The sequence below is a fragment of the Wolbachia endosymbiont (group A) of Gymnosoma rotundatum genome (genome assembly GCF_947250765.1).
Lineage (GTDB): Bacteria > Pseudomonadota > Alphaproteobacteria > Rickettsiales > Anaplasmataceae > Wolbachia > Wolbachia pipientis.
This window is the reverse complement of the sequence record NZ_OX366347.1, coordinates 928,092-952,970: the sequence shown is the minus strand read 5'-3', so window position 1 is coordinate 952,970 and position 24,879 is coordinate 928,092. Positions and strand designations below refer to the sequence as shown.

24 protein-coding genes are annotated in these 24,879 nt (G+C 35.2%); 13 read left to right on the top strand and 11 right to left on the bottom strand.

Features of this window, described 5'->3' with window-relative positions:
* Positions 1-35: 35 nt before the first annotated feature.
* Positions 36-1,235: a phage major capsid protein gene (locus OOK97_RS04750; protein ID WP_264705039.1), complete on the top strand. Its 1,200-nt coding sequence runs from the start codon at positions 36-38 to the stop codon at positions 1,233-1,235.
* 389 nt (positions 1,236-1,624) lie between these two features.
* Here OOK97_RS04750 and OOK97_RS04745 read toward each other — a convergent pair whose 3' ends face one another.
* Genes OOK97_RS04745 through OOK97_RS04735 form a run of 3 tightly spaced genes read right to left on the bottom strand, consistent with a single transcriptional unit; the run spans position 1,625 to position 3,631 of the window.
* On the bottom strand, positions 1,625-2,266 hold the full coding sequence (locus OOK97_RS04745) for an amino acid ABC transporter ATP-binding protein (protein WP_182319288.1): 642 nt from the start codon (positions 2,264-2,266) through the stop codon (positions 1,625-1,627).
* The gene (locus OOK97_RS04740; protein ID WP_007548901.1) at positions 2,250-2,897 is read right to left on the bottom strand and encodes an amino acid ABC transporter permease; all 648 of its coding nucleotides are present in this window, start codon (positions 2,895-2,897) and stop codon (positions 2,250-2,252) included. The genes OOK97_RS04745 and OOK97_RS04740 overlap by 17 nt, the downstream gene beginning before the upstream one ends.
* Positions 2,897-3,631 (bottom strand): substrate-binding periplasmic protein, encoded by a 735-nt coding sequence (locus OOK97_RS04735; protein WP_077188142.1) that lies wholly within the window; start codon positions 3,629-3,631, stop codon positions 2,897-2,899. Before OOK97_RS04735 ends, OOK97_RS04740 begins: the two co-directional genes overlap by 1 nt.
* Positions 3,632-3,756: 125 nt before the next feature.
* On the opposite strand from OOK97_RS04735, the gene OOK97_RS04730 reads away from it, so the two are divergent.
* Complete coding sequence (locus tag OOK97_RS04730) at positions 3,757-4,212, top strand: arginine repressor (protein WP_064125001.1); 456 nt, start codon at positions 3,757-3,759, stop codon at positions 4,210-4,212.
* A gap of 53 nt (positions 4,213-4,265) precedes the next feature.
* Here OOK97_RS04730 and tatC read toward each other — a convergent pair whose 3' ends face one another.
* Positions 4,266-5,027 carry a twin-arginine translocase subunit TatC gene (gene tatC, locus OOK97_RS04725; RefSeq protein ID WP_264705038.1) on the bottom strand — a complete coding sequence of 254 codons (762 nt, stop codon included), beginning with the start codon at positions 5,025-5,027 and terminating at the stop codon, positions 4,266-4,268.
* On the bottom strand, positions 5,024-6,112 hold the full coding sequence (locus OOK97_RS04720; RefSeq protein WP_264705037.1) for a type I glyceraldehyde-3-phosphate dehydrogenase: 1,089 nt from the start codon (positions 6,110-6,112) through the stop codon (positions 5,024-5,026). Before OOK97_RS04720 ends, tatC begins: the two co-directional genes overlap by 4 nt.
* A gap of 94 nt (positions 6,113-6,206) precedes the next feature.
* Between OOK97_RS04720 and OOK97_RS04715 the strand changes: the two genes are divergently transcribed.
* The 3 genes from OOK97_RS04715 to OOK97_RS04705 all read left to right on the top strand — a co-directional run bounded on the left by OOK97_RS04715 (position 6,207) and on the right by OOK97_RS04705 (position 8,921).
* On the top strand, positions 6,207-6,407 hold the full coding sequence (locus tag OOK97_RS04715) for a hypothetical protein (RefSeq protein WP_264705036.1): 201 nt from the start codon (positions 6,207-6,209) through the stop codon (positions 6,405-6,407).
* A 191-nt stretch (positions 6,408-6,598) separates the two neighbouring features.
* Positions 6,599-7,132, top strand: coding sequence for an HK97 family phage prohead protease (locus OOK97_RS04710; protein WP_264705035.1), 534 nt, complete (start codon positions 6,599-6,601; stop codon positions 7,130-7,132).
* 97 nt (positions 7,133-7,229) lie between these two features.
* Entirely contained in the window at positions 7,230-8,921 is a 1,692-nt protein-coding gene (locus OOK97_RS04705; RefSeq protein ID WP_264705034.1) for a coiled-coil domain-containing protein, read from the top strand.
* Positions 8,922-8,959: 38 nt separating this feature from the next.
* Here the strand turns inward: OOK97_RS04705 and OOK97_RS04700 are convergent, their stop codons facing one another.
* Together OOK97_RS04700 and OOK97_RS04695 are read right to left on the bottom strand one after the other, a co-directional pair.
* Positions 8,960-10,135: a CCA tRNA nucleotidyltransferase gene (locus OOK97_RS04700; RefSeq protein WP_264705033.1), complete on the bottom strand. Its 1,176-nt coding sequence runs from the start codon at positions 10,133-10,135 to the stop codon at positions 8,960-8,962.
* An 87-nt stretch (positions 10,136-10,222) separates the two neighbouring features.
* Complete coding sequence (locus tag OOK97_RS04695; RefSeq protein ID WP_264705032.1) at positions 10,223-11,248, bottom strand: OTU domain-containing protein; 1,026 nt, start codon at positions 11,246-11,248, stop codon at positions 10,223-10,225.
* Between the two features lie 118 nt (positions 11,249-11,366).
* Here OOK97_RS04695 and ychF point away from each other — a divergent pair, with 118 nt between their 5' ends.
* Positions 11,367-12,461 carry a redox-regulated ATPase YchF gene (gene ychF, locus OOK97_RS04690; protein WP_264705031.1) on the top strand — a complete coding sequence of 365 codons (1,095 nt, stop codon included), beginning with the start codon at positions 11,367-11,369 and terminating at the stop codon, positions 12,459-12,461.
* On the top strand, positions 12,454-12,648 hold the full coding sequence (locus OOK97_RS07525) for a hypothetical protein (protein WP_410529701.1): 195 nt from the start codon (positions 12,454-12,456) through the stop codon (positions 12,646-12,648). Before ychF ends, OOK97_RS07525 begins: the two co-directional genes overlap by 8 nt.
* A 42-nt stretch (positions 12,649-12,690) precedes the next feature.
* On the opposite strand, the gene OOK97_RS04685 is transcribed toward OOK97_RS07525, so the two are convergent.
* A complete protein-coding gene (locus OOK97_RS04685) occupies positions 12,691-12,978 on the bottom strand; it encodes a hypothetical protein (RefSeq protein WP_264705030.1) in 288 nt (95 codons plus the stop codon).
* Between the two features lie 212 nt (positions 12,979-13,190).
* Positions 13,191-13,409 carry a hypothetical protein gene (locus tag OOK97_RS04680; protein ID WP_264705029.1) on the bottom strand — a complete coding sequence of 73 codons (219 nt, stop codon included), beginning with the start codon at positions 13,407-13,409 and terminating at the stop codon, positions 13,191-13,193.
* A 132-nt stretch (positions 13,410-13,541) separates the two neighbouring features.
* Here OOK97_RS04680 and OOK97_RS04675 point away from each other — a divergent pair, with 132 nt between their 5' ends.
* The 4 genes from OOK97_RS04675 (at position 13,542) to OOK97_RS04660 (ending at position 20,047) form a co-directional block, all read left to right on the top strand.
* On the top strand, positions 13,542-14,735 hold the full coding sequence (locus OOK97_RS04675; RefSeq protein ID WP_077188062.1) for an ankyrin repeat domain-containing protein: 1,194 nt from the start codon (positions 13,542-13,544) through the stop codon (positions 14,733-14,735).
* A complete protein-coding gene (locus tag OOK97_RS04670) occupies positions 14,728-16,533 on the top strand; it encodes a pentapeptide repeat-containing protein (RefSeq protein ID WP_264705028.1) in 1,806 nt (601 codons plus the stop codon). The genes OOK97_RS04675 and OOK97_RS04670 overlap by 8 nt, the downstream gene beginning before the upstream one ends.
* Entirely contained in the window at positions 16,517-17,122 is a 606-nt protein-coding gene (gmk, locus tag OOK97_RS04665; RefSeq protein ID WP_264705027.1) for a guanylate kinase, read from the top strand. The genes OOK97_RS04670 and gmk overlap by 17 nt, the downstream gene beginning before the upstream one ends.
* Before the next feature lie 342 nt (positions 17,123-17,464).
* Positions 17,465-20,047: an ankyrin repeat domain-containing protein gene (locus tag OOK97_RS04660; RefSeq protein ID WP_264705026.1), complete on the top strand. Its 2,583-nt coding sequence runs from the start codon at positions 17,465-17,467 to the stop codon at positions 20,045-20,047.
* Here OOK97_RS04660 and sdhA read toward each other — a convergent pair whose 3' ends face one another.
* Positions 20,048-21,853 (bottom strand): succinate dehydrogenase flavoprotein subunit, encoded by a 1,806-nt coding sequence (sdhA, locus tag OOK97_RS04655; protein WP_264705025.1) that lies wholly within the window; start codon positions 21,851-21,853, stop codon positions 20,048-20,050.
* Between the two features lie 110 nt (positions 21,854-21,963).
* Between sdhA and OOK97_RS04650 the strand changes: the two genes are divergently transcribed.
* Positions 21,964-22,074: a WPE palindromic element domain-containing protein gene (locus OOK97_RS04650; RefSeq protein WP_080717651.1), complete on the top strand. Its 111-nt coding sequence runs from the start codon at positions 21,964-21,966 to the stop codon at positions 22,072-22,074.
* Positions 22,075-22,644: 570 nt separating this feature from the next.
* On the opposite strand, the gene gltX is transcribed toward OOK97_RS04650, so the two are convergent.
* Positions 22,645-24,066 carry a glutamate--tRNA ligase gene (gltX, locus tag OOK97_RS04645; protein WP_264705024.1) on the bottom strand — a complete coding sequence of 474 codons (1,422 nt, stop codon included), beginning with the start codon at positions 24,064-24,066 and terminating at the stop codon, positions 22,645-22,647.
* Between the two features lie 149 nt (positions 24,067-24,215).
* On the opposite strand from gltX, the gene OOK97_RS04640 reads away from it, so the two are divergent.
* Positions 24,216-24,878: an ankyrin repeat domain-containing protein gene (locus tag OOK97_RS04640; protein WP_264705023.1), complete on the top strand. Its 663-nt coding sequence runs from the start codon at positions 24,216-24,218 to the stop codon at positions 24,876-24,878.
* Position 24,879: the final 1 nt, after the last annotated feature.

Here is a 24,879-nt window from a genome sequence, read left to right as displayed (position 1 = left end):
TTTCCATTTTTATTTCATTTTCAAAGGAGGCTATTATGTCACTTACCGATATCGCTCACCGTATCAATGAACTCGCTTCACCATGGGAGCAATTTAAATTAATAAATGATCGCAAACTAAAAGAAATTGAAAGCAAAGGGCGTGCTGATTCTGCAACAATTGAGCAGCTATGCAAGGTAAATAATGCCATTGATAGTTGCAAAGAGCGTTTAGACTTGATCGAAACTGCAGCTCAACGCCCAGAAGTAAATACAGATTTTAGCACAAGCGATAAATATTTTTCTGATTATATCCGCAAGGGAATGGAAAGCGGTTTATCACACAAAACCCTCAGTGGAGATGACAGTGATATCGGGGGGTATCTAGTTACTCCGCATATTGTAAAACGCATAAACAAGCGTGTAACTGATTCGTCCCCAATGCGACAAATATGCTCCAGTCAAAGAATCTCTACTGAAACATTGGATTACATTATAGAAGATTTTGACCGCGCCGGTGCAGGTTGGAGCAGTGAAACAGTAGATGATGAGGACGGTGGCAATAAGTCTAAGTATGATTTTGCAAAAGATACGGACACGCCCAAAATCCAAAAGATTTCCGTCACAACTTACGAGTTATATGCTCAACCACAAATATCACAAAAGTTACTCGATGATGCGTTTGTCGATGTTGAGAGTTGGCTGGTGGAAAAGATTGCCGAGACTTTTAGTAAGGAAGAAAGCGAAGCCTTCATTAAGGGTGAGGGCACTTTTCAACCAAAAGGAATTTTAGCTTATGAAAATGGAAACAGTTATAATAAAATAGAGCAAGTTAAAACTGAAAAATTAGATAGTGATTCAATAATGATGTTGTATTACTCTCTGGACGAATATTATTCCAAAAATGCGTCATTTTTGATGAACAGGAGTACGTTGAAGGACATTAGGCTACTAAAAGCTCAAACAGGTCAATATCTCTGGCAACCAAGTTTGTCGCTTAAAGCCCCAGATACCTTAATGGGAATACCAGTATATCAATCTGCCGATATGCCACCAGCGCCAAACAATCAGCTACCAGTAATTGCGATGGCAGATTTCAAACAAGCTTATAAGATTGTAGATAACAGAGGAATGAGAATATTAAGAGACCCTTATACGAATAAACCTTATGTGAGGTTTTTTGTCACTAAGCGTGTCGGCGGAGAGGTTGTAAACACCAGTGCTATTAAATTGTTGAAAGTTGCGAGCAAGTACTAAAAACTTCCGCAGCATCATCTTTATAGCTGATCAAAGCAACACGTCATACCGCGATTCATTCCATAACTGTACGAACATTGTGATTTTGGCCCATCAGGAGGGTGTCATCCCAGTGCTTGACACATATAGCTAAACTGACTTAGATTTACCGACAGTTTGAAAAACAAAAATTCGTCATTCCGCTACTTGTTAGCGGAATCTATGCTGAGATATCGCGGCGGTATGACGTAGGAAAACCTTTCTTGGGTTAGCTATAGTTTGCTATATTATGTGATTTTATTTTTAGCGTTGCTTCTTATATTATGTAATTTATTTTCCATAATATACATTATGTAATTTTCGATGCTAAGATCTGTTATAGCTCTCAGTATGATATGAGTGATTCTCTTTTAATAATTATTTTTTAAATAGTTTGTTGGTTCATCAATTTCTTTAGGATTGATATCTACAATTATTTTTCCGTTTTTTAACAGAATAATCCGATCTGATATTTTTGTTAAAAAATCCAAATTGTGAGAAGCGATAATCATAGTAATACCCATATCTCTAACTGATTGTAATAGTTCCACAACGTCGACTATTGTTGCTACATCTAAACCAGACGTTGGCTCATCGCATAATAGAATCCTTGGATTCATCATTAAGCTTCTGGCAAGCGCAACCCGCTGTTTTTGCCCACCGGATAGATTACTAGGGTAATCATTTTTTTTAGAGGCAATACCCAAAGACTCAAGTAGTGAATCACTTTGATCCTGAGTTTTGTTTTTAAGTTTGGGAGCATATGTAAGATTTTCCCAGACAGTCATATGTGGGAAAAGTTGAAAATCCTGAAATACAAAACCAGTACTATCATTGCATTCAATGCTACCAGAATCTAAAACTTCGAGTTTTTGTATACAACGTAACAATGTTGATTTACCACTACCAGAAGGACCAGCAAGACCAACTATAGATTGTTCTATAATCAGGTTAATATTATTAAGTACTGGAATATTATTAAATAATTTACAAATATTATGCATTTTTATCATATATACCTTTCTGTTCAATCTTTTTGCCTATATATTCAATTAGTAATACAAGAGCGTAATAATAAGCCCCAGCAAGACAAAGTGGTATAAAATAAGTAAATTGTTCTGCTGCAAGCATTTGCGCAGAGCGCATAATATCAACACCACCAATAGTAGAGATTAATGCCGTTTCTTTAAGGAGTGCAATGATCTCATTTATCATTGCAGGAAGAATATTTTTAATAACTTGTGGTAATATAATATCTCTCCACATATAGAAACTAGGTATTTGTAAAGTTTTAGCTGCTTCAAACTGGTTTTTTGATATAGTTTCAATACCAGCTCGTAAAATCTCAGCAATATAAGCACAGCTATTTAGACCAAATGCTATAATGCCAGCACTAAATATGTTTAATTTAATTCCTGCAATGGTTGGAGTCATAAAATAAACAACACTTAACTGTAATATAAGGGGGGTGCCACGTATTACAGATATAATTCCATTAATTAATGGAATACAGATCTTATTATATCTGAGTACTGAAAATAACCCTCCTAGACTCATACCTAAAAGCAGTCCTCCAATCAATAATTTTAAAGTAAAGGCAAGGCCTGTTCCAACAAACAAGAAATTAGAAATTAATTCTTGCATCAGTTATCTCCTAGCCATTTTTCTGCTATCTTTTGTATTACACCTTTACTTTCTAAACTTTTTAACGCCTCGTTTATTTTATCCTTTAAATCAGATCCTTTATTCACAGCAATAGAATAACCATTATCTGACTTAGCGATGGCTGACCATGATAGACCAGGATTTTTTTTGCTAAATACTTTACCTTGGAATTCATCAATTAGGACGCTATCAACATGACCAGACTTTAATGTTTCTACAGCTTGATTATTATTGTCTATAGCAATAATTTGAGCTGTTGTAGGAACATGCTCTTTTAGCCAAATTTCCATGACAGTTCCTAGTTGAACGGCTATCTTCTTGTGAGTTAAGTTGTTTATACCGGCTATGGGTTTATTTTTGTGATATAGAATACCAAATTCCCCTGTATAATAACTATTTGAAAAATCAAAATTTTTTTCACGCTCTTCTGTGCTACCAATAGTAGATATAGCAGCATCTACAGAATTACTTTGCAATGCTGCAAATATAGTACTAAACTGCATATCTTTAAATATCGCTTCTTTACCTAACTCTTTTGCTACTAATTGAGCAAGCTCAATGTCAAAGCCAGTAAATTTACCATTTTCATAATATTCAAAAGGTGGATAATCTGCAGAAATTGCAAATCTAATGATATTATCGTGTTTATCTTCTTTGCATCCTGTTAATAGAATACTTATCGCTATAATAGCATTTAAAATGTATTTTTTCATATTACTAATTTATATTCATATTTTATTCATCTTGTGAATATAGACATTAAAAATTGAATAGTCAAGAAATAATGAATATAATTTCAAATATACTTATTACATATTCAATATGAGGAAAATGCATAATGCATGACAACACACTAGGTGAACATATTTTAAATATTATTCAAAATCATGAAATTTTAGAACAGAGCGATTTACAGACCTTACTCAAAAAAAGAGGGTATAACATTTCTCAGGCTACTTTATCAAGAAAATTGAAAGAACTTAAAATTGCCAAAGTTGCTGGTATGTATAAAGTAATTGACATCAACCAATATCGATTACCATTAATACTTAATATGCAAATTTCGGATTTTGGTTTAATAGTACTACACACTCAACCAGGACAAGCTAGCAGCCTAGCTTACTTTCTAGATCAGAAGTATGTTATTTATTCATTAAATAATAGCAAAAACATAGGAATTATAGGAACTATAGCAGGTGATGATACAGTATTATTGATCATCAAAAGTAAGGCTGAACTTAACAAAGTATTACAATCAATTTATGAAACATTCCCATATTTAAGTCCTGAATAAGAATGTTGTAAGTTAAAAATGTGATATAAAGGAGATAAGAGGGATTCCTTTGTTTAAATCTTTGTCTTCTTTTTTTCAATATACCTACATATCAGAATGGACAATTCATATAGAATCAGCATAGGTATTGCAAGCCCTACTTGGCTTAATACATCAGGTGGAGTTAAGATTGCAGCAATAATAAAAATTACCACTATTGCGATTCTACGTTTATTTGACAAACTTTGTGTAGTGAGTAACCCTACTCTCACCATCAATGTGAGTATTACTGGAATTTGAAATGCAGTGCCAAATGCAAACATAAATTGAAGAACAAGGTCTAAATATTCGCTAACTGATGGCATAAACTCTATCGGTATATCGAAGGATTTACCACTGTGTTCGAAGTTGATAAAAAACTTCCAGGCTAAAGGAAATATATAGTAATAGACTACAGTAGCTCCCATTACAAATAAAACCGGTGTTGCAATTAAGTATGGCAACAACACTGCCCTTTCACTTTTATATAACCCAGGTGCTAAGAACATATAGAATTGCCATGCAAACACAGGAAAGGAGAGCAAAAGTGCACTCATTATTGCAACTCTAAGATACACAAAAAATGCCTCTGTTAAGTCTGTGTAAATTAAAGAAAAACCTTCGCTACCTTTTGTTGCTTCTATTAAAGGTGCAAGTAAAAAACGGTATATATTTTCCTTAAAGTAATAACAAAAACCAAAAGCAACGCAAAAAAATAGAAAGCAAAAGATAACTCTTTTTCTGAGTTCCGCAAAGTGCTCATAAAATGAAACATACTTGTTTGGGTTTCCATTCATACTTTACTATGGCTCAATAATGCTATATCTAACATTCTCAGCGAAAAAGCCCACTCATTGTCATACCACGCTGCAACCCTGCATATATCACCTGTAACATATGTACCAGTTAAATCCACAATTGCACTATAAGGGTTATGCACAAAATCTATTGAGACTAAAGGTTCCTCGCATATAGAAAGTACATTTGACATTGGATAACCCTCTGTCATCTTAGTACCCTCGGATGTCATCCGAGTAGCTGACACTGGATTAGATTCCAGCGTCACGCGCTGGAATGACGTAGAGGAGAGAGCTGCATCCTTAAACATTTCATTGATTTCTTTAACGGTCGCTTTCTTATCAGTCGTAAATGTAAAATCAACCATAGAAACATTGCTAACCGGAACTCTGACGGCAGTGCCATCTAGCTTTCCTTTTAATTCAGGGATGACAGAACCAATTGTTTTTGCTGCTCCAGTTGTAGTTGGCACCATAGATAATCCGCAAGCTCTTGCTCTACGCAAATCTTTATGATTACCATCAAGAATATTTTGATCATTCGTGTAGGCATGTATAGTAGTCATAAAACCGCTTTTTATACCTAAACTGGAGTGTAGGACTTTCACAATCGGAGCAAGGCAATTTGTAGTGCAAGAACCTGCTGATATCACTTTATGCTCTTTTTCGAGCATATCGTCATTCACACCATAAACTATAGTGACATCAGCATCCGGAACTGGAGCAGAGACAATTACTTTCTCTGCATTGTGCCTTATTGCTTCTTCACGTTTATTGAATGCACCAGTACATTCAAGTATTACATCAACATTCCAAGGAATATTTTCAGGATTCCGTTCTCTATATAAAGAAAACTTTTTGCCATTTATAGAAATCCAATTTTGAGACTCATTAAAATCAATATCACCACTGAATTTGCCATGAACAGAATCATATTTAATCAAATGTGCATGCTGCTTTGCACTGAGCGATCCATTGACAGCTACAACTTCTATTTGTTTGCTATATTCTTCTATTTCGAAAATAGCACGCAATACGCCTCTGCCTATTCTACCCAGACCATTAATTCCTACACGAATCGTCATCTCTTCATTCAAAAAATTTAATTATAGAGAATTATCTTGATTAAAACTATAACATCATGTAGTAGCAACATTTAAACTTTAATAGGAGCTAATTATGAGTATAAAAGAATTGCAACAAAAGCTGCTCGCAATAATCTCAGGTCGTCCTTCTACAAGACTGGAAAATGTTACCATCGAACCAGTCATGAGAAATGCTAGATTAGAAGAGTTAGGCCGAAATGCTGATCGTCCTTCTACAAGACTGGAAAATGTTACCATCGAGCCAGTTATGAGAAATAATAGATTACATTTATAGCATAACATACAGCCAGCTACCCTTCCCCCTACTTTCATCCCAGCGCGTGACGCTGGGATCTTTATTGCTTTCATAGTCTCTTTATTATTTTGTAACTAAAAAAAATACTTCCCCCTTTTAGAGCACTGCATATAATAGAATTATATCGCAGTGCATTGCGAAACAAAATTCCCAATACTACAGGAGGCTTTATGAATAAGAAATTTCTCTATTCACCATTGTCAATAAAAAGCATAGGAGAAAACGGTGTATTTTCTGGTTATGCTAGCGTTTTTAATATAATTGATAAACAAAATGATCTGATATTGCCTGGGGCATTTAAGGAAAATTTAAACAGAAATAAAATAAAACTCCTTTGGCAGCATAATCCTGACGAACCTATAGGTAGTATCATAGATATTTATGAAAATGATGTTGGCCTGTATATAACCGCACATTTACTTTTGGGTATTCAGAAAGCAGAAAAAGTGTATTTGATGCTCAAAACTGGGGCAATTAACGGACTTTCCATCGGCTATATACCTATAGAGTATGATGTGGATCATAAAAGCGGAGCTAGAGTGTTAAAACAAGTGGAATTATGGGAAGTCAGTTTGGTCACTTTTCCTGCAAACTTAGCTGCTCAGGTAATCAATGTGAAAAATCAGAACAATGAACAGGAAGTGTTAGCAAGAGCGATAGAAAAAGCAAATGCTGTACTTGCAGACATGTACATTTCTGCTTAAAGTGTATTAGGCGGGCAAAGACTTTACCATAATTTGACACCTGCGTTATTACTATTAAAATTTTCTGTAAATTAAAGTTAAAAAATAAGGTAATTTTATGCTAAATATTAATAATAAGGTTAATTATGAAATTAATATTAAGCGAAAGGAAAAAAAATACAGCTGGTCTACTGTATTTGCTTGGTTATATCTAAAAACGATTGGACGAATATTGCCCAAGAGATGGAATAGATGGGCAGAAAATATTTTGTACTACGATAAAACTACTGCAAACAATGAAGTTCAAACTGATGCTTTTAAGACAATAGATGGAAGTGTTCAAGTTGACTTAAAACCTGAAGTTGTAGAGAAAGAGAGCCAAAGTGTAGTGATAAACAAAGATGGAGGGGTTCAGACTGATGGAGTAGCATTGATAACAGAGGAAGATGATGAAGCATTAGAAGAACAGCTGGAGGGCATAAATCAGGAATTAGAACTTGAACGTTTACAAAATGCTTCCTTAAAAGAAGAAAATAGAGAATTACGATCTGCAATTGAAGGACTTGAAAAGAGTTATAAGGGACTTACAGAAGATGCAGGCGAACGAGAAGAGGAACTAACCAAATACAAACAAGATAAAAAAATGCAGGATAAAGTTGATGAACAACAGAAAACTATATTTGATCAATACATGATAATAAGAGAGCAAGGAGAAGAAATTGAAGCTACTAGGAAAGATAATGAAAGTCTGCAAGCACAAATAATAGAACTTAAGAGTAGGTTAAAGGACAAGGAGGATAAATTAATTGAATTGAATCAACAATGGCAAGCTAGCAAATTAGTGGCTTTACTTAAATCACAGACTGATAAATTGTGTCAGGCTAAAGACAAAAATACTGAATTAGAAAATAAAGTCAGTGACTTAGGTCATGAAAACAAAGCTCTACGATTAAGTGTGAATACATTGACTGCTCAATTGGGTGAAATGGAGAACTTGGGGAAGCAATTACAAAGTGTTCAAGAATCTAAACAACAATTGGAGATTGATTTAGAAGGTCAATTGAAAGCTGACACTAAGAAACTACAGGAAGCAAAAGAAGGTCAATTGGCTAAAAAGGCAGGTGCAGTGAGTACAGTATCTACTGCAAAATCAACTCTTTCAAAATTACGAAACTTGCCCAATAAGCTTTCTAGGGATAAGGGTCTCAATAACTTTTTATCTGGGAAAAACGAGGAGTTAAAAAAAGGTTTTCCTGAATTTAAAGAGAAACACTTTTGCCATAACGTGCTTAATGAAACTATAAAGTCTCTATCAAATCAAGATGATGGCAAATTTGAAAGCAGTAAGCTGCTTGAATTATTAGAAAGTAATTTGAAACAATCCGCAAGGGAGATCATAGAAGCTAAGGTTAAAGAAGTTGTCAACGAACATTGTAACATTGGAAAAAATATGGGTAAAGAACTACGAGATGACACGTTAAAAGCCAAGTTGTCACCTTCTGTTAGAAAATGCGTAAAAAAATTAGAATTTAACAAACAAGAAGGGGTAAATAAGATTGTAAACTCTATCTTGCTAGTAGAAGCTAGAATGAGATTTTTTTTAGATAAGATTCAAGAGTTACAACTGACATCAAGCATAAGAGATAAATTTTTATCTACAGATCAGGGAATGTGTAATCAAACTCAAGGAGGAGTAAACGAATACCAATTAACAGAAAAAGCTAAAAAAGAATACACACCTAATTCCTCGATGAGTTACACTAATACTGTAAGCGTACATTCATTAAACAGCCAGGATGAGTTACACTAATATTGCAAGCATACATTCATTGAACAGTCAGAAAGCAGTTAGAATAGGCTCTTAGCATAAAGCACCAGCTCCTCTTTTGTTAAAGTGTAGGAGCTATCTTCCCAATGTTGTTTTAGCAATTCCAAGTTTCTACCTAAACTTTTTCCTGGCTGGTGACCTATACTTATTAAATCATCGCCAGATAAAGGAAATTTTGGAATATTGAATGTGTTAGCAAATGAAATGTATTCATCAACATTTTCTCCAGACTCAACACCACAAATTTTCACTAAATCACAATATAATTCTCTACCAAATAAAGATATGTATTTTTTTTGCTCTTTTTCTGAGAGTTCTGTTTTGATATCGTTGGATAGTAAAAATAGCAGCTTTTTCTTTTGCTTGTTCGAAAGACGTAAAAATTTGCTTACATATTCTCCAAGACTTAACCTGTCATTTTTTTTAGTAGCCCTAAGGAGTAACGCTAATTTTACTAGTGCATCAGTGCCCAAAAGAAGTGGCGAAGACAGAATTTCGCATTTTACTTCTTTTGGGATAATCTTTTGCAAAACATCAGATTCTTGCATGCTCTTAAGTGTTGGAAAAGGATCATTGCACTTCAGCAATTTAAGTATTTCATCTCTTATTCTCTCTCCAGAGAGGTTTTGGATCATATGCGAATGCTTTTTGCATACGCTTAGTATTTCATCACTCAAATCTCCGGCACATATTTTTGCATGAAAACGAAATGCTCTTAAAATACGTAGATAGTCTTCTTTAATTCTATCTTCAGCGTTGCCTATAAAGTTTAACCTTCGCGCCTTTAAATCCTCAATGCCACCAAAGTAGTCATATATATGGCCATGCTTATCTGCATATAGAGCGTTAAATGTAAAGTCACGCCTTGAAGCATCAGCTTGCCAATTATTAGTAAATTCTACTTTTGCATGCCTACCATCACATTTCACATCATGCCTTAGTGTCGTAATTTCAAAAGACCTCTGATTTAGAACCGCAGTGATAGTTCCATGTTTTAAGCCAGTTGGAATAGTTTTTATATTACGGAGTTTTAGCGCTTTAATCGTTTGATTGGGAAGCAAATTAGTAGCTAAATCGATGTCGTGGACATCACGCTGCAAAATTGAGTCTCTCACACACCCGCCGACAAGCCTAGCCTCACCACCAAATTCCTCTATGGCATCAATAATTAAACTAGTCTCATGGTCAACTTGCATTTAGGTTAGTACGTACTGCAAGTTCATATTATATGAAATGCTTGCAAAAGCCCTATATAAAAATATACAGAGCTATGAAGATTTATTTTACACTTCCAATTGTGATATTTGTTGTTGATGAAATGTTTTTTCTGTTCTTGATTCCTCCATACTACATCTTGGTAGGCTTGAAGGGTTTTGCTTCTCAGAGCGCTCTATGCGCTGCTTTATATCACTAACGCACTGCCCTACAACATCACCAATTTTTCCATCAGCATTTTCTGCCAATAACTTATCAAATCCCTTTTCAACCTCTGCTCTCTCAGAGATATCCTTTGAAAAGTTACAATACTCTAAGATCTCGTCTAGCTGCAGTTTTTTTGCTAATAGGAAATCTTCTTGTTCTTGCTCTTGTTTAAGTTTGGTTTCCTCTTGCAGTTGTTTTGCTAAACTTTTATTTCTATCAAGCAATGGTTCGAAATGCAATCCGCCTTTGTTTATTATATGCACAATACTACTATCATCATAATCAACTTTATTGTATTCACCTGCACTTTTTGAACCTGAATTGTCTATTAATTCATGCAAAGACAGATCTTGGTTATCAACAGTCTGGTTCTCTATAACATGTAGCTTTACCTTATACTTTTCACAAAGTATTCTGCCTTCAACGTCAGGATCACCCCACCTACTGTTACGCATAATGTCTGCTGTATAATCATCTACAGTTTCACTACGGTGCTGACCATTGTTATCATGACTATTGACAATTGCATTTGTAAACCACTTTGGTGGATTCTTTTGCGCAAATTCTTTACAATCATTTCTTAATTTTTCGATAGTAACTTGCTCTCCTGTCTGTTGTTCTAGACTTTGTCTGAACGAGTCAAAAAAGCAGCTTCCATTACCAATTGCTTGTCCTACATGGAAATTGTCAGGGTAAGGATTACTATTTAAAAGAGTTATTTCTTGTCCAGAGCTCTTGAACCTTTTCGGACTTCCAGTATCGTAAAAATCATTTGATAGTTTCCGTTTCCTAGGTACATTCATTTGCCCTGAGATCTTGGGCCTTTTTATTCCAACCTCAACATCATGAAAATCACTTGGTAGCTTCCGTTTCCTAGGTTCAGCCATAGTTTTTACCTTAATTTGAGCTATATGTTACTATACCAACAAAATTATTAATAAGCAACTAATTAAGTATAGCAGAAATTTTTAAATTATGCAATAGTTGTAGCTTTAAATAGCAAATATGAGTTTTAACTGCGGTATAGTTGGGTTACCAAACATAGGAAAATCAACCTTATTTAATGCACTTACAGAGTCAAGTGCAGCCGAAGCTGCAAATTATCCTTTCTGCACAATTGAGCCAAATATAGGCAAGATTTCGATAAAAGATCAGCGTTTGAAACAAATCGCAGCAATTGCAGGCTCAGAGAAGATAATTTATAATCAATTAGAAGTTGTAGATATTGCAGGTCTGGTAAAGGGTGCGAGCAAAGGTGAAGGGCTCGGCAATAAATTTTTAAGCCATATCAGAGAAGTTGATGCTATCGTTCATCTGCTCAGGTGCTTTACGGATGACGATATCAGCCATGTACACAGTAAAATAGATCCAATATCAGATGCTGAAGTGGTAGAAATGGAATTAATCCTAGCTGATATTGATAGCATAGAAAAAAGGCTTCCTCAATTGGAAAAGAAAGCAAAGCAAGGTGATAAAGAGCTAAAGAGACAACTTGAATTAATGCAAGAGGTATTAGCTACTTTAAAATTAGGTAAACCTGCAAGAAGTTTGGAGAATATCAATGAAGATGAGATGAAGTCGCTTCAATTGCTGACAACAAAGCCCGTTATGTACGTTTGCAATGTTGAAGATACAAATGTTATAACTGGCAATGAATTATCTAAAAAGGTAGAGAGAATGGCGGAGGAAAATAAAAGTAAATTTTATTGTATTTCAGCAAAACTCGAAGCAGATATTGCAAATCTTGATACTGAAGAGGAAAAACAGAGTTTTTTATCAGAATTTGGCTTACAAGAATCAGGCCTTGATGGAGTAGCGCGTATTATGTATGAAGTGCTGAGTATGATAACTTTCTTTACTGTGGGCCCCAAAGAAGCACGGGCATGGCCAGTAAAAATAGGGTCAACAGCCGATAAAGCAGCAGGTGTAATCCACACTGATTTTGAGAAAGGCTTTATAAAAGCAGAGACAATAAGCTTTGCAGACTACATAAAGTATGGAAGTGAATCAGCTTGCAAAGACGCAGGAAAAATTCGCTTTGAAGGCAGAGATTACATCGTGCAAGATGGTGATATAATGCACTTTAGGTTTAATGTGTAGTTTATTATGCAGCCACTTATTTAAAGTTAAGTTTTCTGGATCCCAGTGTCTGGGCACTGGGATGACAAGAAAGGGAGCACTGGAATTTTTGTTTCAATATTTGTACATTAGCCATGCATCTGAACAGATACCTCCCCTAAACGGATACACTGTAGAAGGAGAGTTTCTTCTCCCCAGTAAAGACTAGATTCCAGACTGGAATGACAGCAGTCCTACGTCATACCGCGATTCATTCCATAGCTGTACGAACATTCATTTTTGAAGGTAAATTGCACAGCAAATGGTCAGTGCTTGGCACTGGAATAACGTCCTCCTTTGTCATCCCAGTGCCCAGACACTGGGATCCAGTTTTCCATATAATCTCATCGAAAATGTTGTAACCACTTTCTATGCTAGTTTGCTTGCTTACAAGCAAACTTTTCTGGATCCAAGTAGTCTGGGCACTGGGATGACAGGAGAAGGAGGCTACTTGCATGACACCATTCTTTTTTCTGGATCCCAGTGGGCTTTGTTGCATCGCTAGCTATGATGGATTAAAGATAAAAAAGATAGGGAATATCAGTAGCTTATTATTCTGGTATTTATAACAAGAACGGTCAGTGAATACCTAAATTTGAGTAAAAGAAATTTCACTACCACTCACTAATCTGGCTAAAATTCAAGAATTTCAATGCTTTAGCTATTTTCAATAGAATTAAATTTATTAATATAAATAACAAATTACTATTCTTAAATTTGATCAGATTGATTGCAAAAAAACAAGATTTTCAATAGGTTGCTTATAATCCTAACTATAGTTAGCCTTTCATAAGTAGCGATGCAACAAAGCCATCCCAGTGTCTGGGCACTGGGATGACGAGAAAGGAGCACTGGGATGACATCCTCCCTAGCGGAGATTGCTCTCAAATCACAATGTTCGTACAGTAAGCACTGACCACTTTGCTTCAATATTTGCGATGCCCCTGAACAGATACAAAAAATCTATTGTTTTTTTATAAATTAAATCCTAAGGCATTTTTTACTGTAGATTAATCATTTGATTATAGTATCATTTTAATTAAGCTTATGCTTGGGATATTTATGAAAAATATTTTATATTTTATATTATTAGCTGTTGTATTCGGATCACTGAGCCTATTTGCTGTAGAGCAATTTGAAGAAAAGAAAATTGAATCAGTTCATAAAAACGAAAATGTAGGTGTAAGGAAGCAAGATAGCACAAATCAAAAAGATGAGTTAAAAAGCAACGTCGATGCTAAACAAACACAAGAGGCTGAGAGCAAAAGATTAGACGGCACTACCGATAAAGAGAAACTGCAACACAACGAGAACAAAGCTTTCGTGGTTGAAAAAACTATAAGTGAAGGTGAAAGGATTGATAAAGATTTGCCAAATGACCAGCTAGAAGGAAGCACAGACAAATTTGCTCAAAATTTACCAAATGTGGCCAATAAAGAAGTGAATAAAGATTTGAAACCAGAGCCTTTGCCTTTAAGTGCTGATTTAAATGAGAATACAGCTAACCCGCAAAAAAATCTACAAGCTGATCAGAAGATTGATATAAAAGATAATGAACTTTCAAAAAGTGATGCGAGTCAATTATTAGAGGGAAAAAAAGAAAAAGTAGAGAATCAGTCTGAAGAAAAAAAAGTGAAAGAAACAAACAGTAATTCCAAGGACCGCAATAGAGTAAAACCTATAACTAAAAAAGATGAAGAAGAGCAAAGTGAAAAGAAAAGTTTACAAAAATGGACAAAGCTAAACAGAGAACCAATAAAAGAATGGGGTCATAAAGACATACAAAGCAAGTCAATATATAAACGACAATATGATAGCCTTAATGAGCATCTTCCTACAACTGTGTTTATTGATGATTACAGTAAGCAATTTTTTTACTGCATTAAGAAGAACAACTTAACTTGCTTAAGAGGAGTAATAAGTAAGCTAGAAAAAATTGGATTAACAATTCAAGAGATACTAAGGTTTAGAAATAAATTGGGTGATACTCCTCTCATTTATTCAGTTAAACAAGGTGAGGTAGACATAGTGCGCTTTCTCTTATTACAAGGTGCTGATCTTAGAGTAGTTAACAATAATTTTCAATCCCCAATTGATATAGCAATCGAAAAAAAGCAGATCAATATAATAAATGCGATTGCCGAAATGATGCCACATCTTTTAGAGGATAGAAAAATAGACAATAAAGAAAGCTCAGCAATGTACGATTGGGCTGTGAAAACGAAAGAAATACAGTGCGATAAGCAAGATGATTAGATTTTTGATATTAATTTTAGTTGGTCATTTATGTTATGGAAACGAAACAAATGATGAAAAAAATCAGATTAGTGATTTTTTAAACGCTTTGCGTGATGCAAAATACGTATCTTACAGTAAAAAAGACTTTGCTGAATTTTTGGTGCAGTGCCACAAAGAGGGCGTGCCAGAAGATTTTAAGAAAGGTTTTGGTTCTAACTTAAATGGAGCTAATTTTAACCAACTGTACCTAAGTAAATCTGTTTTTGATGGAGTAAGTCTGATTGGTGCTGATTTTTCTAACACCGATTTATCCGACGTGTCTTTCATTGATGTTGATTTACGTGGTGCTAATTTCTCCAATGCTAATTTACATGGCATTAAAATAAAAGGTACAAATTTGAGTTTTACAAAATTTGTTTCCGCAAACTTAACAGATATCGTATTTGATCAGTCTAATGTTAGTTATGCTGATTTTATCAGTTCCGATCTCAAAAAAGTGAGTATGCACAACGTAATTGGTTTGCATACTAATTTCTCGAATGTGAAAATGAATTTCTCCAACTTATCAAACTCGAATGTTAGCCACGTAAATTTTAGTGATAGTGAAATAAACGATACTGTTATGCAGAAAAACAACCTTGATAATGCAAGTTTCTTTGGAGTGGATGCATATAAATTAAAGATACAATTTTCTTCATTAAAAAATGCTAACATATATGGTGCAGAGTTAAAAGAATCAGACTTTACAGGTAGCAATCTTTCCGATGCTTGCCTTAATTCTTCTATCATAATTAACAGTAACTTCGACGAAACTGATTTAAGCAACACACAAATTTCCTATGTGAATGACGATAATTCAAGTTTTGTTCAATCTATACTAAATGGTTCCAAGATAAAACATGCATATGTTTCTGAAGCAAATCTTCATGATGCTGATTTATCCAATATTGATTTTAGTTTTAGTGAACTGCATCAAGTTAATGTCTCTAATGCTGACATTCGTCACGGAAAGTTTCATAATACTAAAGTTGCAAATTCTAACATGAATGGCTCATTTTTTGACCATTCACTATTCACCTCTGCGAAGATAGAAGATTCAGACCTTTCTACAACTTCAATGTATAAGATAAAAATCCAAGACTCTCAAGTTTATAACAGTACACTTTCTCGCCATAATATTGATTCCAGTGAAATAGAAAATTCAACATTCTTTAATTTATTAGCTGATAATTCGAGTTGGTCCAATTTAAAAGTAACTAATTCAAATTTTATTGAAAGCGATTTCAGATCTTCTTTGCTTCACGCTAATGCCTTTAGGAAAACTAGTTTTTTTCTTAGCAATTTGAGTAATTCAACAATTAGTGATATGTCTTTTCACTCTTCAAGCATATATAAAAGTTCAGTTGCTGATGTTCATTTAACAGATTGCAAGTTTGATAATTCGATTTTGATTGACAATCAAGGACAGAAAAAACTTGCAGGGTTAGAAAATGCTATAACTTCAATTGGAGATTTGCAAGAGAAAATATCACAGGGTGAAAAATTTAATGTAAATTATTCTTACTTTGAATTTAAGGATATGGATTTAGAAAATGCTGATTTTTCTAATTCAACATTGAGTAGAGCAAAGTTTGTAAACGTTAATTTGAATAAGGCAAATTTTGAAAAAACCGATTTGCGCTATACTGTCTTTGATAACTCTTCTCTTATTGGCACCAACTTATCAAATTCTAATTTAGAAGGTTCTAGCTTTTTAAACTCTGATCCAAAAAGCACCATGTTAAAAAATGCAAAGAAAAATGACCGTAAAAAGTGAGGGCGTATTATTGGTTCTATCCTCCCCTTCTGGAGCTGGAAAAACTACTATATCAGCAAAATTACTTGAGCAATCAACTAATTTAGTTAGGTCTGTTTCTATGACTACACGCAAGCCTCGCCCCGGCGAAATAAATGGAAAAGACTATTTTTTCGTTACCGAAGAAAAATTTCACGAGTTATGCAAAGCTGGCCAAATGCTTGAATACGCCAAAGTTTTTGAGAATTTTTATGGTATACCAAGAAATTTTATAGAGCAAAACTTAAGCAATGGAATAAGCGTTTTACTCAGCATAGACTGGCAAGGAGCATTTCACTTATTCAAGCTCATGAGAAAAAAAGTTGTAAGTGTTTTTATACTTCCCCCTTCAATGGAAGAGCTTAGGTTGCGTTTGCAAAAGCGTAATAGTGATGATGCAAGCGAAATAGAGCGCAGATTAGCCGAAGCTCAAAAAGAGATAAGCAAACGTGATAAATATGATTATGTAATAATCAATGATGATATTGACAAAAGTGTAGAAGAGATAAGCTCTATACTAAATAAAGAAAGACTTAAAAAATCAGAAGAAAAACCAAGCCTGGAAGACTGATAAAAACATCAATTTGCAGCTATAGTTTCTTATCCTATAGCTATACCGCTTCGGCATAGATTCCGCTAACTAGTAGCGGAATGACGGTTTTTCAAATTGTCGGTAAATCTAAGTCACTTTAGCTATATTTATTATTTTTTAAGATTAAATGGTTAAAATAGTAGACAACTGTTCAAGTGAGGTTTAACTATGACGGCAAATTTTCTCACAGAAATTAATTTTCTGCCTTTCCACCTATATTTTGATCACATATACAACGTTTAGCTCAATTTAAAAGTCAAACTTCTTGGTTGTTAGTTTAGTGCTGACAACTTAAATAGCTTTTAATATTGAGGTTTTAGTATGGGTATAGATATAACTGCACTAACTACTAATGCAGATAAATTAGGTGAATGCATAGATAAAAATAAAAAGCAAGAGCAGGATAGAAAAGACGAGCAATTGTATGGCATTATAGAGAGAAAGGTAAAAAAAGAAGAACACAAGCGTGAAAAACCAAGAGGTCAAGATGGAACCCTCAAGAAGTGTAAAAGGTTATTTGAAAGAGAACAAGAAAAATATTATAGGTATTATGTCCAATGCTTCCTTCCAGTGCTAGATAAAGCAATAGAACGATCGAAAAAAATATCAAATGAAACAAAAGAGCGAGTAAAGCAAGCAATTTCAGAAATTACTTATAATAGCAGATATTGTTTTACCCACAACCGTAGGGACAGCGAAACAGAGGATGATCATGAAGTAGAAATAAGCAACGAAATAACAAATAACAATGCTCTACTACTAAAAGCGATCAAAAATGGAAATAACAGGAAATTTAGAAAATATCTAAAAGATTGTACGGATATTAGCAGCATAAAAGCTGAAGAAGGGAAAAATATTTTACACCTCATTGCGTCGTTGGAAAAGAAACAGAAATGCAAGTTTCTGGGTACCCTAATAAAAACGGTCACCAAGGAAGATTTAGCACAACTTGTTGATAGTGAAAATCAGACCCCTTTTCAGGTAGCACTAATTAACAAGGTAACAAAAGAAAAACATGAGTCTCATACAATCCAAGATAACGATAACACACTTAAGTTTCTTACAAAATTGTTAGAGCATGGGGCCAGCTCTGATAATTTAGGATTATCTACAAAAAAATTACAAGACTTAAAAGAAGAGCAAAAGACATACTATCGTAATTTCTTAGAAAAATTAGCAGAGCAAGGAAAGAAATCTAAATTAAAGCCAGAAATAAGAATCAATACAGAAGCAAAAATTAAAGAAATTATACCACATACCATAAATACTCCAGATAGTAATGATAATTATCAATTACATTTAGCAATTAAAGATAATGATAAAGAACGTTTTGAAGAGTTATTGCAAAAAGGGGCAGATATTAGCCTTAAAGACACAGATGGTAATAATGCTTTACACTTGATTGTTAAACCTGAAACAAAACAAAAACTTGAACTTCTCAATATATTGCTAAAAGCAGGTCAAAAAGAGCAATTTATAAAAGCTGTAAATGATAAAAACAAAGAAGGGCAAACACCGCTCTATCAACTACTCCAGCGCATACAAGAAAAGAGTAAAGAGCCTTCATTGAAAAATAAAATAAAAAATGTAGTAAAAAAAGAATTTAAGGATACTGGCAGGTATAAAACCTTAGAGTTATTTCTACAAAACGGTGCAGATATTACTGTGCAAGATAAAGATGAAAAAAATGCTCTGCACTATATTGCTTCATTCAAAGGAGAACAAAAAGTTGCATGTTTGAAGTTGACTTTAGGTAAGGATGAATTTAGTAAGGCTATAAATGCTGTTAACGGGAAAGAGCAAACACCTCTTCATCAGTTGCTTCAGCATATAAAAGAAAAGAATGAGGATCGATCATGTACAGATAGAAAATTTGAAAAAACAAATAGATATAAAGCCTTAGAGTTATTTCTACAAAATGGTGCAGATATTACTGTGCAAGATAAAGATGGAAAAAATGCTCTGCACTATATTGCTTCATTCAAAGGAGAACAAAAAGTTACATGTTTGGAATTGATTTTAGGTTTAGTAAAAAATGGAACAATATCTAAAGATAAATTAGGTAAAGCTATAAATGCTAAGAATGGAGAAGGGAACACACCCCTAGAATTGGCATTAAAGAAAAAAGCAGAAAAAAGAAGTATCGAACACCTATTGCAAGGAACAATTTTTGATACAGCAACTGCTTATGACAATACAACAAAATTTTGTACAATGCTGCTAGAAATAGGCGCTGATCCCTGTTCTCTGGAGCTGAAAGATCCAAAATTCCATACTAAAAAGTACTATTTAACTTTACGAGATCTAAAAGATTATTCAGGGACTCCACAGAAAGCACAGGAGAAAGCTAAAGAACTAAAAGAGAAGCTTGAAGAAAAATACCACTGTGGAACTGCTTCGAAAAAATGCAAGTCTGGCATTAAAAAGCTAGGTTCTGCTATAAAGAAAACAGGATCTGCTGTAGCAGGATTCATAGATCCAGCAAAAAGGACCCGCGAATTGTTAGCAATCACGATAACGATTACTGTTATTGCAATGGTAACATTTGCTTTCTTTCAGGGTCAAATGGCAATTGGAGCAGCCATTCCTATCATAGCTACTGCTGGAGTTATATGCCTTACTTTAACTTTAGGATTTAGTGGTATTAAGAAACTTTTTGAAAAATCAACCAACAAAGCACAGGACACATTTAACGACAAAAACCGCTCTAATTCAACAACAGAGCAGAATCAAGCTTCGAAGAACCTTGTTAATAATGATCAACAGAATTTAAGGAATGAGACTAAAAATCAAGCAGTACAAGAGTCACCAAATCAATCAGAGCATACTGAGAGTCCTCCAGACACTAAAATGAGTGCCATATCAATAATGAACTCGTTGAAAAATTGTGTAGGGATAGTGTAACTAGTAAACCCTCTTCTCTGGCGCTATGAAATCAATCTCACCGCTCAGAGTTTTTTCAGCCACTTTTTTATAATCAATTTTTACGTTAATTTGCCCTTTCTTTTCTTCAAGCCACGCTATAGTGTGCTTCATCCAGTTTTTGTCATCACGTTCAGGAAAGTCTTCACGAGCATGGGCACCTCTGCTTTCCTCGCGATTAGCTGCGCATTCCATGGTAATAACCGCTTGTGGGATCATGTTAGCAAGCTCCAGTGCTTCAACTAAATCACTATTCCACATCATACTGCGATCCTCAAGTGAAATATCAGGCATCATTTTTGCTACCTTTTTTATAGCTTTTTTGCCTTCTTCTAAAACTTCAGCAACACGGAACACTGATGCGTACTTTTGCATAGTGTTCTGCATTTCGCTGCGTATTTTTGCTACTTTTAGCCCACCGGAGGCAAATCGCATTTTATTAAATCTATCTACTATCCAGTCTGTGCAGTCTGAATGCAATTTTTTATGTGATGTACCGGATTTTAGTTTCTCTCTTGCTCTGAGCGCTGCAGCTCTACCAAAAACCACAAGATCAAGAAGCGAGTTAGAACCAAGTCGATTTGCACCGTGCACAGAAACACATGCAGCTTCTCCAATTGCAAATAGTCCATCTACCACTTCTTCCTTACCTTGCTTCAGCGTGATCACTTCTCCATAATAATTGGTTGGAATGCCACCCATGTTATAGTGAACAGTCGGAATGACCGGTATTGGATCTTTAGTGACATCAACTCCAGCAAAAGTTCTTGCGGTTTCGCTGATGCCCGGCAATCTGAGTTTTATTACTTCCGGATCAAGATGCGCTATAGTTAAATACATATGATCTTTTTTTGGTCCAACCCCCCTTCCCTCTCTAATTTCAATTGTTATTGCGCGACTTACCACATCACGGGAAGCTAAATCTCTTGCTTTTGGTGCGTAACGTTCCATAAACTTCTCGCCCTGAGAATTAACGAGGTACCCCCCTTCACCACGGCATCCTTCTGTCATCAGGCACCCTGAGCCATATATTCCTGTTGGATGAAATTGTACAAATTCCATATCTTCAAGTGGTAATCCAGCCCTTACTACCATGCCATTACCATCACCTGTGCAGGTATGCGCACTTGTTGCAGAGAAATAAACACGTCCATATCCACCTGTTGCTAACACCACTCTATGCGCACGAAATCTATGTAATGTGCCGTCGCATAGCGACCAAGCAAAAACTCCGCAGCATGCTCCGGTTTCGCTATCCATAATTAAATCAATCACAAAGTATTCAACAAAAAATTCAGCGTTGAATTTAAGACACTGCTGATATAGAGTGTGAAGGATTGCGTGCCCAGTCTTATCTGCTGCCGCACAAGTGCGCTGCGCTGATTTTCCTTTACCAAAGTGAGTTGTCATTCCACCAAAGGAACGCTGGTATATTTTGCCATCTTCTGTACGAGAAAAAGGTACGCCAAAATTTTCAAGTTCAATAACAGCTTTAGCAGCGTTTTTACACATATATTCTATTGCATCTTGATCACCAAGCCAGTCTGAACCTTTTATTGTGTCATATGCATGCCAGCGCCAATCGTCTTCACCGATATTACCTAAAGCTGCACTAATTCCGCCTTGTGCTGCAACTGTATGACTTCGTGTAGGGAAAATTTTAGAAATGCAGGCAACTGAAAAATTAGTTGCAGCCATCCCAAGCGTTGCTCTGAGCCCTGCTCCACCTGCACCTACTACTACCACGTCATACTCATGTTCTATGATCTCATACGCTGACTTATCCATATTTACTTATTTTATCATTACAGGCTTATGATATCACAGAAGTAGAAAAAATCTATACAAGTTTTCTATAGTTAAGACGTCATGCCGCCGCGGCGCTAACAAGTAGCGGGATGACGGTTGTCAGGCTAGCTGTCATCCCAGTGCCCAGACACTGGGATCCAGAAATTTTAATTGTAAGTAAGCATACTGGGTTGATAAGTATAAAAGTAGCTAGAAAATAAACATTTTTGATGAGATTATATGGAAAACTGGATGCCAGTGTCAAGCACTGGCATGACACCCTTCACGGACTTTTAAATTACTTTAGCTATAAATATTAAGAAATTTACCAAATAAAAAAAAAGGCAAAAGAAGCCCTGGGGTTATTATCCGCTTTAAAATATTGGCGTTTTTTATGTTTTAAACGCTTGACAAGCGAGATTCAGCCGCTTTTAATGGCAACTAACTTACGCTGCAAATGTTTAAGAAATTTACTAAGCAGAAAAAAAGACAAAGAATCCCCGAGTTAGCTAGTCTTTTACTATCTCTGTCGAGTATTGGCATTTTTTGATGTCTTGTAACGCTTTATAAGCGCGTTCAGCTTATTTAGATAAAAACCTAGATGTAGATGAAGTTTTGTAAAGACATACAGTATCTATATACTGCAAAAAATTGAACATAAGACGCCGATACATTAAGTAATCCTTACCTTTTAATCTGCAGATTGGCGAAAGCAAATACAATAGCTTCAGTTTCATGATAAGGGGGCTGGCGAAGGATGTCAAGTAATTTTCTTATTTCATTTAAATTGCTTATAACCTTCTTATACACTCATCTTTACCAAGAATCACCATGATATCAATGATTCCAGGTGCATCCATTACTCCAGTTATAGGGGCGCGTAATGAGTGGTATACATCGCTTATTTTCATATCGTGCAATTTTGCACATTCCTTGATCTGAGAAGATAAAAAACCCTTATTCCAATTTTCATCACCGATCTTTGACAGAAATGATGCGAGTAACTTAATTATATTGAGGTTAGATTTGACAATTTGACAAGCTTCTTCACTTAAATCAAGTGGCGGATCTTGAATATAAAATTTTGCTAAATCCAATAATTCGGTCAGGTAGTTTGCTCTTTTTTTTAGCTCTGTCAGTCCCTGCAGTAAATAGCCCTTTTTTTTGTCAGTTAGAGTATTTTCTCTAAGCATTAGAGTCAGAATATCTTCATTGCTCATATTACTAATATAGTGGTTATTCAAATGCTCCAGTTTTTTGAAATCGAGCCGTGCAGGTGAACGACCAATACTTTCTAAATTAAACCACTCTATTGCTTGCTCATCGCTAATAATCTCATCGTTGCCGTGACTCCAGCCAAGTCTCAGCAAGTAATTACGCATCGCTTTTGGCAATATTCCCATCTTTTCATAATCGCAAACGCTTGTGGCACCATGCCTTTTGGATAGCTTATTCCCATCTTCCCCATGGATAAGCGGCACATGTGCAAAGCGTGGAATGTCAAAATCAAGAGCCTGGTATATTAGCAGATGTTTAAAGGTATTAGTGAGATGGTCAGAGCCACGTATTATATCAGTTATTCCAGCATCATGATCGTCAACTACTACGGCAAAAATATATGTTGGAGTGTTGTCAGAGCGTAAGATCACTATATCATCAAGCTGGTTGCTATTTACTTTGATTTGGCCGTATATTTTATCATCAATAACGATCTCTTGCGAATCTGGCACTTTAAAGCGGACAACTGACCTCACACCCGATGTCATTCCAGCGCGTGACCACATATTTTCTTCTGGATCCCAGTGTCGGCTACTTGGATGACAAGAAGGAGGTTTTGTAGTACATTTATGCTTGTATATCTTGCCCTCTTCTCTTGCTTTTATTTTCTTTTCTGCAACTTCATCCTCAGGGCAATAACAGTGATACGCCCTACCCTTCTCAACTAAAAGGTTTGCTACTTCTTTATGCCGCTCTATTCTTTTTGACTGATATACTATTTCCCCATCATAGCTCACACCGAGCCATCTTAGCCCTTCTATAATTGCATCAATTGCTTCTTTCGTTGAACGTTTTCTGTCGGTGTCCTCAATTCTTAGCAAAAACCTGCCACCATGATGCTTTGCATAGAGCCAATTAAATAACGCAGTGCGGGCCCCACCAATGTGCAAAAACCCTGTTGGTGATGGAGCGAATCTAGTGACTACGTCTGGCATATTTGTCTATTACAGTAATGTAAATGATGATAGCTAAAATTTATGCTTGTAACAATGTGGAATTTATTTATTCTGAGAGATAAAATCTACTTGTTTTTCGTAAGTTATGTTGTATAATTTAGTGTTGGTTAAATATAGCGAGGTATGTTATGGCTGACTTATTTGAAGTTGCAAAAGCAAGAAATAAAGATGAATTTGTCAGAATTTGCACAGAGAATGTTGCTTATGCAGCTAAGCATAGGCTTGATGAAAATGGGAACCCATTTCATATAGCAGCAAGTCAAGAAATTCTGCTACCTGCACTCAAAGAGATTATGAGAAATTTGGAAGAAGGTACTAAGAGTAAGGTTAAAAAAGCAGAAGAAGCTAAAAATTGGAAAGAATCAGAAAGATTAAAAGAGAAACTTAAGGATAATAAGAGATATATTAAAGAAGCACTCTGTGATAAAAGCTGCATTCTTCATGGGAGAGTAGCGGTAGCTCCTCTTTATTTTTTAAATGCTGCAGAACGGGAAGAAGCTAAGCAAATTGCAGGTATAAAGGGCGGTTTTATATGTAATAGCAAATTTCATTTGTGCTTATACATAATAGGAGCTATAGCGTGTATTGCTGCCTTATGTTTATCCTTGCACTTTTTATTTTTGGTTTCTCAATCTCTTGCACTAGCTTCAGTAGCTACAATAGCTTCTGGAGGATCTACATGTTTGTTGTTTAAGGCATGTAACGGGATATACGGCTTGTATGATGAAAGTACTATAGTGACAGATCCTGATGTTATGCAACTTTTAAATAGTGATTTAGCTGTAGCATGAA